The sequence below is a fragment of the Zeimonas arvi genome, assembly GCF_008039575.1.
Taxonomy (GTDB): Bacteria; Pseudomonadota; Gammaproteobacteria; order Burkholderiales; family Burkholderiaceae_E; genus Zeimonas; species Zeimonas arvi.
The window spans coordinates 650,846-662,878 of sequence record NZ_VDUY01000001.1 but is presented as its reverse complement, the minus strand read 5'-3'; the positions used below and the strand labels follow the sequence as shown (position 1 = coordinate 662,878).

Annotated in this window: 13 protein-coding genes and 2 pseudogenes; 3 read left to right on the top strand and 12 right to left on the bottom strand. The window is 66.6% G+C overall.

The window, feature by feature from the left end:
• Positions 1–30 precede the first annotated feature (30 nt).
• Positions 31–438 (bottom strand): Hg(II)-responsive transcriptional regulator, encoded by a 408-nt coding sequence (merR, locus tag FHP08_RS03085; protein WP_012480188.1) that lies wholly within the window; start codon positions 436–438, stop codon positions 31–33.
• A gap of 74 nt (positions 439–512) precedes the next feature.
• Here merR and merT point away from each other — a divergent pair, with 74 nt between their 5' ends.
• The 3 genes from merT to merA are packed head-to-tail and all read left to right on the top strand — an operon-like array spanning position 513 to position 2,859.
• Positions 513–863 carry a mercuric ion transporter MerT gene (gene merT, locus FHP08_RS03080; protein ID WP_019183730.1) on the top strand — a complete coding sequence of 117 codons (351 nt, stop codon included), beginning with the start codon at positions 513–515 and terminating at the stop codon, positions 861–863.
• Between the two features lie 12 nt (positions 864–875).
• Positions 876–1,154, top strand: coding sequence for a mercury resistance system periplasmic binding protein MerP (gene merP / locus FHP08_RS03075; protein ID WP_012480190.1), 279 nt, complete (start codon positions 876–878; stop codon positions 1,152–1,154).
• Between the two features lie 10 nt (positions 1,155–1,164).
• A complete protein-coding gene (gene merA / locus FHP08_RS03070; protein ID WP_147702816.1) occupies positions 1,165–2,859 on the top strand; it encodes a mercury(II) reductase in 1,695 nt (564 codons plus the stop codon).
• Between the two features lie 82 nt (positions 2,860–2,941).
• Here merA and FHP08_RS03065 read toward each other — a convergent pair.
• The 11 genes and pseudogenes from FHP08_RS03065 to FHP08_RS03015 all read right to left on the bottom strand — a co-directional run.
• Positions 2,942–3,427: pseudogene (locus FHP08_RS03065) on the bottom strand (ISL3 family transposase); the annotation flags it as partial.
• Between the two features lie 80 nt (positions 3,428–3,507).
• The gene (gene istB / locus FHP08_RS03060; RefSeq protein WP_147702815.1) at positions 3,508–4,290 is read right to left on the bottom strand and encodes an IS21-like element helper ATPase IstB; all 783 of its coding nucleotides are present in this window, start codon (positions 4,288–4,290) and stop codon (positions 3,508–3,510) included.
• Positions 4,287–5,300 carry an IS21 family transposase gene (gene istA / locus FHP08_RS03055; protein WP_147702814.1) on the bottom strand — a complete coding sequence of 338 codons (1,014 nt, stop codon included), beginning with the start codon at positions 5,298–5,300 and terminating at the stop codon, positions 4,287–4,289. Before istA ends, istB begins: the two co-directional genes overlap by 4 nt.
• Before the next feature lie 67 nt (positions 5,301–5,367).
• Positions 5,368–6,246 (bottom strand): annotated as a pseudogene (locus FHP08_RS03050) (ISL3 family transposase); the annotation flags it as partial.
• A gap of 209 nt (positions 6,247–6,455) precedes the next feature.
• Entirely contained in the window at positions 6,456–6,662 is a 207-nt protein-coding gene (gene cspE, locus FHP08_RS03045; RefSeq protein ID WP_147702813.1) for a transcription antiterminator/RNA stability regulator CspE, read from the bottom strand.
• Between the two features lie 215 nt (positions 6,663–6,877).
• Positions 6,878–8,194 (bottom strand): hemolysin family protein, encoded by a 1,317-nt coding sequence (locus FHP08_RS03040; RefSeq protein ID WP_147702812.1) that lies wholly within the window; start codon positions 8,192–8,194, stop codon positions 6,878–6,880.
• Between the two features lie 61 nt (positions 8,195–8,255).
• On the bottom strand, positions 8,256–8,945 hold the full coding sequence (locus tag FHP08_RS03035; RefSeq protein ID WP_147702811.1) for a deoxynucleoside kinase: 690 nt from the start codon (positions 8,943–8,945) through the stop codon (positions 8,256–8,258).
• Between the two features lie 19 nt (positions 8,946–8,964).
• Entirely contained in the window at positions 8,965–9,315 is a 351-nt protein-coding gene (locus FHP08_RS03030; protein ID WP_147702810.1) for a DMT family protein, read from the bottom strand.
• Complete coding sequence (folK, locus tag FHP08_RS03025; protein ID WP_147702809.1) at positions 9,312–9,887, bottom strand: 2-amino-4-hydroxy-6-hydroxymethyldihydropteridine diphosphokinase; 576 nt, start codon at positions 9,885–9,887, stop codon at positions 9,312–9,314. Before folK ends, FHP08_RS03030 begins: the two co-directional genes overlap by 4 nt.
• A 31-nt stretch (positions 9,888–9,918) precedes the next feature.
• On the bottom strand, positions 9,919–11,319 hold the full coding sequence (gene pcnB / locus FHP08_RS03020) for a polynucleotide adenylyltransferase PcnB (RefSeq protein WP_147702808.1): 1,401 nt from the start codon (positions 11,317–11,319) through the stop codon (positions 9,919–9,921).
• Positions 11,316–12,023: a histidinol-phosphatase gene (locus FHP08_RS03015; protein WP_225879008.1), complete on the bottom strand. Its 708-nt coding sequence runs from the start codon at positions 12,021–12,023 to the stop codon at positions 11,316–11,318. The genes pcnB and FHP08_RS03015 overlap by 4 nt, the downstream gene beginning before the upstream one ends.
• Positions 12,024–12,033 lie beyond the last annotated feature (10 nt).

The following is a 12,033-nucleotide window of genomic DNA, read 5'->3' as shown; positions in this document are numbered from 1 at the left end:
TGGAACGGAAAACCGGGTTAAGCCACGCGCCTAGCTCCCGTGCAGAGAATCGATCAGCGGGCACGACACAGTGCCTCGCTGCGCATGGCACTCGTTGACCAACCGTGACAGCACCGCTTCGATTCGCGTCAGGTCCGCCATCTTGGTGCGCACGTCGGTGAGCTGGAGCGCAGCCAGCTCGGCGGCTTCGCTGCAGTGAGTGCCGTCCTCAAGCTGTAGGAGTTGGCCGACTTCGTCCAGGTTGAACCCCAGCCGCTGGGCGGATTTCACGAAACGCACCCGCGCCACGTCCGCCGATCCGTAGCGGCGAATACTGCCGACGGGCCGACCTGGTTCTGGCAATAACCCCTTGCGCTGATAGAACCGGATGGTCTCCACGTTGACCCCAGCGGCCTTGGCGAAAGCCCCGATGGTCAGTGTTTGCGGATCGTTCACCATCGCGCTTGACTCCGTACTTGACTACGGAAGTAACCTTAGCGCATCACGCAACGTCTCGGAAGGAGATCCCTCACATGGCAGACCCCAGCAACGGCCGCGGTGCACTGGCCGCCGGTGGCCTCGCCGCCATCCTCGCCTCGACCTGCTGCCTCGGTCCGCTGGTGCTGATCACGCTGGGTTTCTCCGGCGCCTGGATCGGCAACTTGACCGCGCTGGAACCGTACCGGCCGATCTTCATTGGCGTGGCGCTCGTGGCGCTGTTCTTCGCGTGGCGTCGCATCTTCCGGCCGGCTCGCGCCTGCGCGCCGGACGACGCATGCGCCGTGCCCCAGGTGCGGACGGCCTACAAGGTGATCTTCTGGATCGTCACCGCCCTGGTGCTGATCGCGCTCGTGTTCCCCTACCTCATGCCCCTGTTCTACTGAAAGGAGATTGCCATGAAGAAACTCGTCGCATTGCTCGCTCTGACCGTTGCCCTCAGCGCTCCCGCCTGGGCCGCCACCAAAACCGTCACGCTGTCGGTGCCGAGCATGACCTGCGCCACCTGTCCGATCACGGTCAAGAAGGCGCTGACCAAGGTCGAAGGCGTCATCGAGGCCAAGGTGACCTGGGAGCCCAAGGAGGCGGTGGTAACCTACGACGATGCCAAGACCACTCCGGCCGCGTTGACCAAAGCCACCGAGAACGCCGGCTACCCGTCTACCGTCAAGAAGTGAGCACACGCTCATGACCGAGGCGATCACGCTGCACATCGATGGCATGACCTGCGGGTCGTGCGCCGAGCACGTCAAGCAGACCTTGGAAAAGGTGCCCGGCGTGCGTTCGGCCTCAGTGTCCTACCCACAGCGCCGGGCCGAGATTGAGGCCAGCGTAGGTACCGCCGCGGACGTGACCTCGCTGGTCGCGGCGGTATCCGCACTCGGTTACCGAGCGCAGCTTGCCGATGCGCCGGGGCAACCCAGCGACCTGCTGAACAATGCACAAGAGCGGCTGGGCGGCGAACCAAAGCGCGAGGACGATGAGGCTGCACTGCACGTGGCCGTGATCGGCAGCGGCGGCGCGGCGATGGCGGCGGCGTTGAAGGCCGTCGAGCAAGGGGCGCGTGTGACGCTGATCGAGCGCAGCACTCTCGGCGGCACCTGCGTCAACGTCGGATGTGTGCCGTCCAAGATCATGATCCGCGCTGCCCACATTGCGCATCTGCGTCGCGAGAGTCCGTTCGATGACGGCATTGCCGCCGCCTCGCCGAAGATTCTGCGTAAGCGCTTGCTGGCTCAGCAGCAGGGGCGCGTCGATGAACTGCGCCACGCCAAGTACGAAGGCATCCTGACGAGCACCCCGACCATCACCGTGCTGCGCGGCGATGCCCGATTCAAGGATGCGCACACGCTGACCGTGGCAACCGCTGACGACGGGATGCGCGAGGTGAGTTTCGACCGCTGCCTCATCGCCACCGGGGCCAGTCCGGCGATTCCACCGATCCCGGGCTTGAAAGACACGCCCTTCTGGACGTCGACCGAAGCGCTGGCCAGCGACACGATCCCCGATCGGCTGGCCGTGATCGGCTCGTCGGTGGTGGCCGTCGAACTCGCGCAGGCCTTTGCCCGGCTGGGCAGCAAGGTGACCATGCTGGCGCGCAGCACACTGTTCTTTCGCGAAGACCCCGCCATTGGCGAGGCCATCACGGCCGTGTTCCGCGCCGAAGGCATCGAAGTGCTGGACCACACCCAGGCCAGCCAGGTCGCCTATGAGGATGGGGAATTCGTGCTCACCACCGAACGCGGCGAACTGCATGCCGACCGGCTGTTGTTCGCCACCGGCCGCACCCCAAACACCCGCACGCTCAACCTCGACGCGGCCGGTGTGGTGGTCAATGCGCAAGGCGCCATCACCATCGACCACGCGATGCGCACTACCGTGCCGCACATCTATGCCGCCGGCGACTGCACTGACGAGCCGCAGTTCGTCTACGTCGCGGCGGCGGCCGGCACCCGCGCTGCAATCAACATGACGGGTGGCAACGCGACGCTGGATCTGACGGCGATGCCGGCGGTGGTGTTCACCGACCCGCAGGTCGCCACCGTGGGCTACAGCGAAGCCGAAGCGCACCACGACGGTATCGAGACCGACAGCCGCACGCTGACGCTCGACAACGTGCCCCGGGCGCTGGTCAACTTCGACACGCGCGGTTTCATCAAGCTGGTTTCGGAGGCCGGTTCGGGACGACTGATCGGCGTGCAAGCGGTAGCCCCGGAAGCAGGCGAGCTGATCCAAACCGCAGCACTGGCGATTCGCAACCGCATGACGGTGCGAGAGTTGGCCGACCAGTTATTCCCCTACCTGACGATGGTCGAGGGGCTGAAACTCGCGGCACAAACCTTCACCAAGGACGTAAAGCAACTGTCCTGTTGCGCGGGGTAGTGGCTGGGCCTCTTACCTATGCTTCATCGGCTGAATCACAAATTCAGGCTGAAGCGCCGCCTCTTGCACAATGGGCTGAGGACTATTCGAAATACCCCTCTTCGAGTAGCCGCGCCAGCGTCGGGAGATAGGGGCCGTACTCGACCACGCGCGTGATCTTCTTCTTGCGCGTTGCCGCCGTGGTCATCCGCTGGAACACGAAGTCCGTGGTCATTGGGTCGTCGTCATCGACCAACACGGTTTCGATAACCGAGCCATCCTTGCGCGCCTTCTTGTCGTAGAGCATGCGCGCCCGAAGCACCTCGAAGCTGTAACCCCTGCCCATGCGGTTCATGTCTTTGGCCACTCGGTTGACTGACTCAGTATAGGCATTGGTAATCGGCTGCTCGAAGTAGGCGAAGATTTCGTCGTGCCAGTTGTGCACGGCGGTGGTCAGGTCCTTGAACGTGGCCGCCAATTCGGTCGGAATATTGGCCTGCCACTTCGCGCAGGCGGCTTCTGCTGCTGGGCGGGTCTTCTGATCCCAGATCGACAGAAATCCTTCCTTGAGCGCGTGGGCTTCGCTTAGGTGTCAACGCCGGTTGAATTCTGACCCACCTTCCGGTGGAAACGTCGGAGTAAATCTAACCCACCCGACTCCTGTTCGATTCAGCTCTTCGATGCCTTGCCGAGCGGGGCGTGCCCAGCTCGGCGCTTGTCTTTCAGTCGCCAGCTCTCGCCCGTGATCTGCACGATGTGCGCGTGGTGCAGCAGCCGGTCGAGCATCGCGGCGACCAGCACCTGGTCGTCGGCAAAGGTGCCCGCCCACTGCGTGAACGGCAGGTTGCTGGTCAAGATCATGCTGCCGCGCTCGTAGCGCTTGGCCACCACGTTGAAGAACAGGTTCGCCTCCTCGCGCCCGAAGGGCAGGAACCCGATCTCGTCGACCACCAGCAGCTTGGGCCCGATCACCGCACGGTTGAAGTACTCGTTCAGCCGCCCCTGGTTGCGGGCCGTGGCCAGCTGCAGCATCAGGTCGGCCGCGCTGATGAAGCGCACCTTGATGCCGGCCATCACGGCCCGGTAGGCCAGAGAGATGGCGAGGTGGCTCTTGCCCACGCCCGAGGGTCCGAGCAGCACCACGTTCTCGGCCCGCTCGACGAAGCCCAGCCCGCCGAGCTCCATGATCTGGCTACGCGGCGCGCCCGAGGCGAAGCCGAAGTCGTACTGCTCGAGCGTCTTGACCGCCGGCAGCGTCGCCAGCTTGAGCAGCGTCTGGCGCTTGCGCTGCTGGCGCGCCTCGTACTCGGCCTTGAGCGCGCGCTCCAGGAAGTCGGCGAAGCTCGCCTCGGTGTCGGCCGCCTGCTGGGCCAGCGCCGGCCAGTCGGTGGCAAGACCCGCGAACTTCATCTGCTCGCACAGCGCGGCGATTCGCTCATGCTGCAGGTTCATGCCCGCACCTCCAGCAACGACTCGTACACCGACAGCGGATGCTGCAGGCTCTCGACCGGCAACGGCCGGCGGGTGGCCGCTCGCATCGGCACGATCTGCGCCGAAGGCGGCAGCGGCACCAGCGCCGCGCGCTCGATCACCAGGCGCCGATCGGGCCGCTCGCCGGTGGTGCCGTGAATCCGGGCGTTGGCCACCTCGGCCAGCCAGCGCCCGATGTGGGCGTTGGCGGCATCCGCATCCAGCTTCAGGCCGGCGGATTTGAGCGTCGCGGCCAGCGGCACCAGGAAGCTGCCCTTGAGGTAGCCGTTGAAGCGCTCCACCTTGCCCTTGGTGCGGGCCCGGTACGGACGGCACAGCCGCAGCGTGAAGCCGTACTGCTCGGCCAGGTCCAGCAGAGACGGGTTCCAGCGATGCAGCCCCTCGCCGTAGGCATCGCGCTCGATGACGACCGCCTTGGCGTTGTCGAACAACACATGCTTGGGCACGCCGCCGAACGCGGCCAGCGCCTCGCGAAGGCAGGCGACCCATGTTTGCGTGTCCTCGCCGGTCGTGAAGCGCACCCAGCTCGCGCGGCTGTAGCCCAGCGTGGCCACGAAGGCCAGCAGCGGCTCGCGTCCGCGCCGGATCACCGTGAAGTCGGCCTGCATCTGCTCGCCGGGCGACGTCTCGAAGCGCACCACCGGGTCGGCCGGCGCCGCCTTGAGCGGGGCAAGGAAATCCTTGAGCTGCGTCAGCCCGCCCTCGTAGCCGAGCTCCCCGATCTCGCGCAGCAGCACCACCGCCGGGATCCAGTGTGGTCGCGCCGCCTCGATCCTCGCGCACAGGTACGGCTTGAACGCATCGAGCTTGGTCGGCCGCGGCGCCCGAGGCCCGTAGCGCTGCGCCTCCGCATCACGCAAGTACCGCTTGACCGTGTTGCGCGCGCAGCCCATCTGCCGCGCGATCTCCCTGATCCCCATCCCCTGACGGGCCAGCACCCTGATCTCCACTGCCTGCTCCTGGGTCAACATCGATCGCGGCCAAAAGGCCCCGATCCTCTCCCAGGTGGGTCACTTTTACTCCGACGAAGCGGGTCAGTTTTACATCGGCGCTAACACTTAGGAGCGGGAACTGTTGGAACCATTCCCGCATCCGGTCCATATCTCTCCCTGTCAGGTCGTGCTGCCGCTTGAGCAGCAGGAACCGCTCGTCCTTGAGTTTGAGGCGCTGCCGGGTGGACAAATCCTTGCGAATGCGCTTGCGCAGCTTCTCCAGCGCGTCGTTCGCCATGCGCTGGATATGGAATCGATCGACCACGATCCGGGCCTGTGGCAGCGTGGCGCGCACCACCTGCCGATAAACGTGGTACATGTCCATCGCCACCCACTCGACCGAGTCCTTGTCCCGCAGGTCGCGGAAATAGGGCATCAACTCGGCTTTGGCCCGGCTGGGGCGGATATCGAACACGGTCTTGCGCTCGACGTTGGTGATCATGGCCCGGTACTGGCCGATGATCTTGAGCTCGTCGATACCCAGCACCCGCGGCGTCCGGAACTGGGTCTTGGCCTCGACCTCCTCGATGAAATCGTCGAAGACGTGGCGGACCGTCTTTTCGTCCACGGCTACTTCCCGGGCAAGGGCCGCAAAGGTCTTGGAGAAGGACTGGTCGCGGATATAACGCACCAGACGCGCCGTGGCTTGGCGTTTTCCATCAAGGTCCGCCACAGGCTCAAACAAGGTCTTGGTGCAGCTTGTACAGCGATAGCGACGGCGCTGGATGAAGATCACGACGGGTTTGCCGTGCGTCGGTGTGTCCTGAAACGACTGTTCCTGTGAGCCGTGACCATGCAGGCGTCCGGTCTTGCACAGCGGGCAGGTCACCCACTGATTGACGCCTTCGGCCTTGACGACATAACTGTCCTCGCTGGTCAGGATTTCAAGCGTCTTCAGGCTTCGCAGCTGGAGAAAGTCCGTCACTCAGCACCTTGGGCGAACCCACACTGAAATCCGACTTTTACTCTAGCACATCCGCTCAGCCGTCCAACACCAAAATCCATTCTTTGAAAGTGATAGCTACAAAGACCCAAGGAGCCAGAACCCACACCAGATTCCGGATACCCAAAAAAAACCGCGGACCAGGCCGCGGTTCTTTCGGGCAACCCCGCAAGGGGCCGCCGGCGTGTCGATCAGAGCACGCGGATGTTCGAGGCCTGGGGACCTTTCTGGCCCTGGGTCACTTCGAACTGGACGCGCTGGCTTTCGGCCAGGGTCTTGAAGCCGCCGCCCTGGATCTGGCTGAAGTGGGCGAACAGGTCCTTACCGCCGGTGTCCGGGGTAATGAAGCCGAAGCCTTTTTCTTCGTTGAACCACTTGACGATGCCGGTCTCGGTCATGTCGATTTCCTTTTGATGAGTGTTGCGCAAGCACATGCCGACGCAGTGCAGAAACGCCAAGAAACTCACCGCTGGGAATTTCGACCGAGCCTGCCGGAGAACCCGGCCGGTGCAGAGGAGACTTACAGAAATACAGTCTTGAACAGATCTACGAAGCGAATAGTACATGAAGCGGGGGCGCAGGGATACCTTTATTTTCGCATTCGCATGCGGGCTCACTCCCGATGCCCTTCGTCCACCCGCGTGACCATCACCTGGTCGATCTTGTAGCCGTCGACGTCCATCACCTCGAAGCAGTGGCCGGCCCAGGTCAGCGTGTCGGTGCGCCGAGGAATCCGGCGCAGCATCACCATCAGGAAGCCGGCCAGCGTGTCGTACTGGCCGCGGTGCGGCAGCGCCGTCGCGTCGGCGTCGATCGCGCGGGCCACGTCGCCGATCGGCGTGAGGCCGTCCATCAGCCAGGAGCCGTCGTCGCGGCGCACGATCTGCTCCTCGTCGCCGGGCGCCACCAGGCTGCCCATCACCGTGCTCATCACGTCGTTCAGCGTGATGATGCCGACCACGAGGCTGTACTCGTTGACGATCACCGCGAAGTCCTCGTGCGCCTGGCGGAACTGCTCGAGCACCTCGGACAGTGTGAGCCGGTCGGGCACGATCAGCACCTTGCGGATCAGCTCGCCGGCGAACCTGTCGTTCAGCGAGATCGACTCGTTCTGCAGCACGCGCTGGAACAGGTCGGGCGCGTCCACGTAGCCGACCACCTGGTCGATGTGCTGGTCGCAGACCAGGTAGGTGGAGTGCGGTTGCGAAGCGATGCGGCTGCGGATCTGCTCGTCGCTGTCGTCGAGAAGCAGGTACACGATCCGCTCGCGCGTGGTCATCGCGCTCTCCACCGTGCGGGTGTCGAGCTCGAACACGTTCTCGATCACCTGCTGTTCCTGCACCGCCAGCAGGCCGGCCTGCGCGCTGGCCTCGGCCATGGCCAGGATGTCGGCCGAGGTGACCCGCTCGTCGCGCTCGGTGGGCAGCCGGAACGCGCGGATCAGCAGGTTGGCCAGCCCGTCGAAGACCCACACCGCGGGCCGCAGCAGGAACATGAACCAGCGCATCGGGCCGACGACCCGCAGCACCAGCGCCTCGGGACTGACCATGGCCAGCCGCTTCGGGAACAGGTCGGAGAACAGCACGAACAGCGAGGTCACCGTGGCAAACGATGCGACGAAGCCGATCGTGGCCGCCGCCTTCGGGCTCGCGACATGCTCGAGCAGCGACACGAACCAGGGCGTGAGCACGCCCTCGCCGACGATGCCGCCGAGAATCGCCACCATGTTCTGGCCGATCTGCACCACGGTGAAGTAGTTGCCCGGCCGGACCTGGATCTCCAGCGCGCGCGTCGCCCGCGCGTCGCCGGCATCGGCGAGCTGTTGCAGGCGCAGCCGGCGGGCGGCGGCCATCGCGATCTCCGACAGCGACAGGAAGGCGCTCGCCAGGATCAGCAGCAGGATCAGCCCGAGTGTCAGCGGAGACTCCATGTGGCGGTGATCGTGGGTGCGGTCATCGTGGGTGCGGTGCCGGGCAGTGGCCGCGAAGGCCTCACTCCCCGATGCTGAAGAAGCTGCGCCGGCCGCGCAACTCCGCGAGCTGCCTGACCAGCACCGCGAAGTCCTCGTCGCGGTCGATCGGGTTCAGGTGCTCGGTGTTCACGATCAGCAGCGGCGCCTCGTCGTAGTGGTAGAAGTAGCGGCTGTAGGTCTCGGCCAGGGCACGCAGGTAGGGCTCGGAGATCGCGGCCTCCATCCCGATGCCGCGTTTCTGCACCCGCTCGACCAGCGTGTCGGGCTGGGCCTGCAGGTAGATGACCAGGTCCGGCGTGGGCGCCTGCGGGCTCAGGCTGTCGAAGATCTGCTGGTAGAGCCTGAGCTCGTCGTCGTCGAGCGTGAGCCGCGCGAACAGCGGGTCCTTGTCCAGCAGGAAGTCGCCGACCATCGCCTGCGAGAACAGGTCGTGCTGGGCCAGGTCGCGCAGCTGGTTGACCCGCTGGAACAGGAAGAAGAGCTGCGTGGGCAGCGCGTAGCGCCGGCTGTCCCGGTAGAAGCGCTCGAGGAAGGGGTTGCCCATTGCCTCTTCGAGCACCGGCTGCGCGCCGAAGCGCTCGGCCAGCTTGCGCGCCAGCGAGGTCTTGCCGGCGCCGATCGGGCCTTCGACGACGATGTGCCGGAAGCGCTCGAAGGGCGAGGCGAGATCGGGGGCGGGGCCCGGTGAGGCAGTGTGCGGATCGGTCATCGGCAGGAGAGGGTGCGCGTCAGGAGCGGAAGATGAAATAGACCGCGCCCAGCATGCACAGCGCGGCCCAGAGGTAGTCGAGCTTGACGGGCTGGTTCATGTAGAGCACGGCGAAGGGCACGAACACCGCCAGCGTGATCACCTCCTGGATGATCTTCAGCTGGGGCAGCGTGAAGTGTCCGAATCCTATCCGGTTCGCCGGCACTTGCAGCATGTACTCGAAGAACGCCACGCCCCAGCTGACGAGCGCGGCGATCCACCAGGGACGGGCGGCCAGATCCTTCAGATGGGCGTACCAGGCGAAAGTCATGAAGACGTTGGACAGCGTCAGCAACAGGACGGTCTGCAGCGGGATCGGCAGCGTGCTCATGGATTGTCCCGGTTGTCTCGCGAGGGGGCGCTCGTCGGGGGGTACAGGGGCCCGGGCCACCCGGGCCGGTCGGGGCCGTCGGGCGCCGGGTGCAATCGTTCGATCGGCTGGCCGGTGATGCGTTCGAGCAGCATGTCGACCCGGCCGCGGCCGGGCACCGACAGCGTCGGCGCCAGTTCGGCCAGCGGCGCCATCACGAAAGCGCGCAGGTGCATGCGCGGGTGAGGCAGCACGAGCGCCGGGGCGTCGGACAGCGTGTCGCCGTGCAGCAGCAGATCCAGGTCGAGCAGGCGCGGCGCGTTGCGGTAGGGCCGCTCGCGGCCGGCGGCGTGCTCGATCGCATGCATCGCCGCGAGCAGATCGGCGGGCGCGAGCCCGGTGTCGAGCGCGGCGACCGCGTTGAGGAAGTCCGGGCCGGCCGTGTCGACCGGGGCGCTCCGGTAGAGCGACGACACCGCGACGACCCGCGTGCCGGGCAGCGCGGCCAGTGCCGAGAGTGCGTCGACGAGCGCCCGCCTGGCGTCGCCCAGGTTGGCGCCCAGGGCGACCCAGGCGCGCGCCGGCGCGTTCATGGCAGCGTGCGCGAGCCCCGGGCCCGGCCGCTCAGGCTGCCTGGCCAGGGTCGCTCAGGTCGCGCCCTTCGCCGGCGGACTCCGAACGCTTGCGACCGCTTCGCCGGCGGCGCTTGCGCGCGCCGCTGCCCGAACCCGGGCCGCCCGCGGTGCGGCTGGCCTGTGCCTCGGCGATCAGCGCCTCGCGCTGCTCGTTGTCGGCGCCCTGGAAATCGGTCCACCAGCGGCCGATCTCCTCGGGCAGCTCGCCCGACTGGCAGCGCAGCAGCAGAAAATCGTAGCCGGCGCGGAAGCGCAGGTGCTCGACCAGGCCCCAGGGCGAGCGGCCGGTGCGGCGCTCGAAGCGCGGCTGCATCATCCAGATCTCGCGCATGTCGGCGAGAAACCGGCGGGTGATCGCCAGGCGATTGCCTTGTTCGTCGAGCACCGAGTCGATCGCGTCGGCCAGCGCCGGAATGGCCGGCGCGCCGCGCGCGACGCCTTCGCGCCAGCGCCCCGCCACCGGCTGCCAGAGCAGCGTGGCGAACAGGAATCCGGGCGAGATCGTGCGGTCGGCGCGCACCCGCTCGTCGGTGCGCTCGAGCGCGAGCGAGACGAAGCTCTTGCCGTCGGGCTGCTCGAGGATCACGTCGAGCATCGGCAGCATGCCGTGGTGCAGGCCCTCGCGGCGCAACTCCTGCAGGCAGGCCATCGCGTGTCCCGAGGTGAGCAGCTTGAGCATTTCGTCGAACAGCCGTGCCGACGGCACGTTGCGCACCAGCGGCGCCAGTTCGGCGATCGGCTTGCGGGTGGCCGGGTCGATCTTGAACCCGAGCTTGGCCACGAAGCGGGCCACCCGCAGCATGCGCACCGGATCTTCGCGGAAGCGCGTGACGGGGTCGCCGATCATCCGCAGCGTGCGGGCCTTCAGGTCGCGCACGCCGTCGTGGTAGTCGAGCACGATGTCGGCCACCGGGTCGTAGTAGAGCGCGTTGATCGTGAAGTCGCGGCGAGCGGCGTCCTCGGCCTGCGTGCCCCAGACGTTGTCGCGCAGCACGCGGCCGTGCTCGTCGGTCTCGGCGTCTTCCTGGATTGCCCGGAAGGTCGAGACCTCGATCTGCTCGCGGCCGTACATCACGTGCACGATCTGGAAGCGCCGGCCGATGATCCGCGAGCGGCGGAACAGCGCGCGCACCTGGTCGGGCGTGGCGTCGGTGGCCACGTCGAAGTCCTTGGGCTCGAGCTTAAGCAGCAGGTCGCGCACCCCGCCGCCCACGATCCAGGCCTGGTGGCCCGCCTTTTGCAGCGTCTCGCAGGTGCGCACCGCGGCCTGGGAGACGTCCTCGAGGATCATCCCGAGCTCCGTCCCGCGGTATTGCTTCGGCTTGCGTCGCACCGCCGCACGCGCTCCCTTGCGGCCGCCGATCAACTTGTCGATGAGCTTGCGGATCATTCGAAGAGCCTCAGGACCGGCCAGTTGCGTTCGCCGGCCAGCGCCGCGAGGCGCTCGTCGGGATTGGTGGCCACAGGGTTCGTGACCTGCTCGAGCAGCGGGACGTCGTTGGCCGAGTCGCTGTAGAACCAGCTCTCGCCGAAATCGGCGAAGTCGCGGCCCAGGTCGGCGAGCCACTCGCGGGTGCGCAGGATCTTGCCCTCGCGGAACGAGGGCGTGCCGCTCGGGCGGCCGGTGTAGCGGCCGCCGACGCGCTCGACGCCGGTCGCGACCAGGTGCTCGATGCCGAAGGCGCGGGCGATCGGGCCGGTCACGAACTCGTTGGTCGCGGTGACGATCGCGCACAGGTCGCCGCGCTCCAGGTGGCCGCGCACCAGTTCCAGCGCGCGCGGTCGGAGCTGTGGCCGGATGACTTCTTCCATGAACTGCGCGTGCCAGCGCTCGAGAGTTTCGGGCGGGTGGGCGCCGAGCGGCGCGAGCTGGAACTCGAGGAACTCGTGGATGTCGAGCGTGCCCGCGTGGTACTGGCGGAAGAACTCGTCGTTGCGGCGCTCGTACTCGGCGCCGTCGACCACGCCGATGCGCACCAGGAAGCGCGCCCACTCGTAATCGCTGTCGATCGGCAGCAGCGTGTAGTCGAGGTCGAACAGCGCGAGCCGGGCGGAGGCCCGGTGGGGCGTGGCGGACTGGGAGGGAGTGTTCAAATGCATGATT

Excerpts from the sequence above, each read along its gene's own strand:
- merR (WP_012480188.1), bottom strand. The coding sequence starts at position 438 with ATGGTGAACGATCCGCAAACACTGACCATCGGGGCTTTCGCCAAGGCC.
- merT (WP_019183730.1), top strand. The coding sequence starts at position 513 with ATGGCAGACCCCAGCAACGGCCGCGGTGCACTGGCCGCCGGTGGCCTC.
- merP (WP_012480190.1), top strand. The coding sequence starts at position 876 with ATGAAGAAACTCGTCGCATTGCTCGCTCTGACCGTTGCCCTCAGCGCT.
- merA (WP_147702816.1), top strand. The coding sequence starts at position 1,165 with ATGACCGAGGCGATCACGCTGCACATCGATGGCATGACCTGCGGGTCG.
- istB (WP_147702815.1), bottom strand. The coding sequence starts at position 4,290 with ATGAACCTGCAGCATGAGCGAATCGCCGCGCTGTGCGAGCAGATGAAG.
- istA (WP_147702814.1), bottom strand. The coding sequence starts at position 5,300 with ATGTTGACCCAGGAGCAGGCAGTGGAGATCAGGGTGCTGGCCCGTCAG.
- cspE (WP_147702813.1), bottom strand. The coding sequence starts at position 6,662 with ATGACCGAGACCGGCATCGTCAAGTGGTTCAACGAAGAAAAAGGCTTC.
- FHP08_RS03040 (WP_147702812.1), bottom strand. The coding sequence starts at position 8,194 with ATGGAGTCTCCGCTGACACTCGGGCTGATCCTGCTGCTGATCCTGGCG.
- FHP08_RS03035 (WP_147702811.1), bottom strand. The coding sequence starts at position 8,945 with ATGACCGATCCGCACACTGCCTCACCGGGCCCCGCCCCCGATCTCGCC.
- FHP08_RS03030 (WP_147702810.1), bottom strand. The coding sequence starts at position 9,315 with ATGAGCACGCTGCCGATCCCGCTGCAGACCGTCCTGTTGCTGACGCTG.
- folK (WP_147702809.1), bottom strand. The coding sequence starts at position 9,887 with ATGAACGCGCCGGCGCGCGCCTGGGTCGCCCTGGGCGCCAACCTGGGC.
- pcnB (WP_147702808.1), bottom strand. The coding sequence starts at position 11,319 with ATGATCCGCAAGCTCATCGACAAGTTGATCGGCGGCCGCAAGGGAGCG.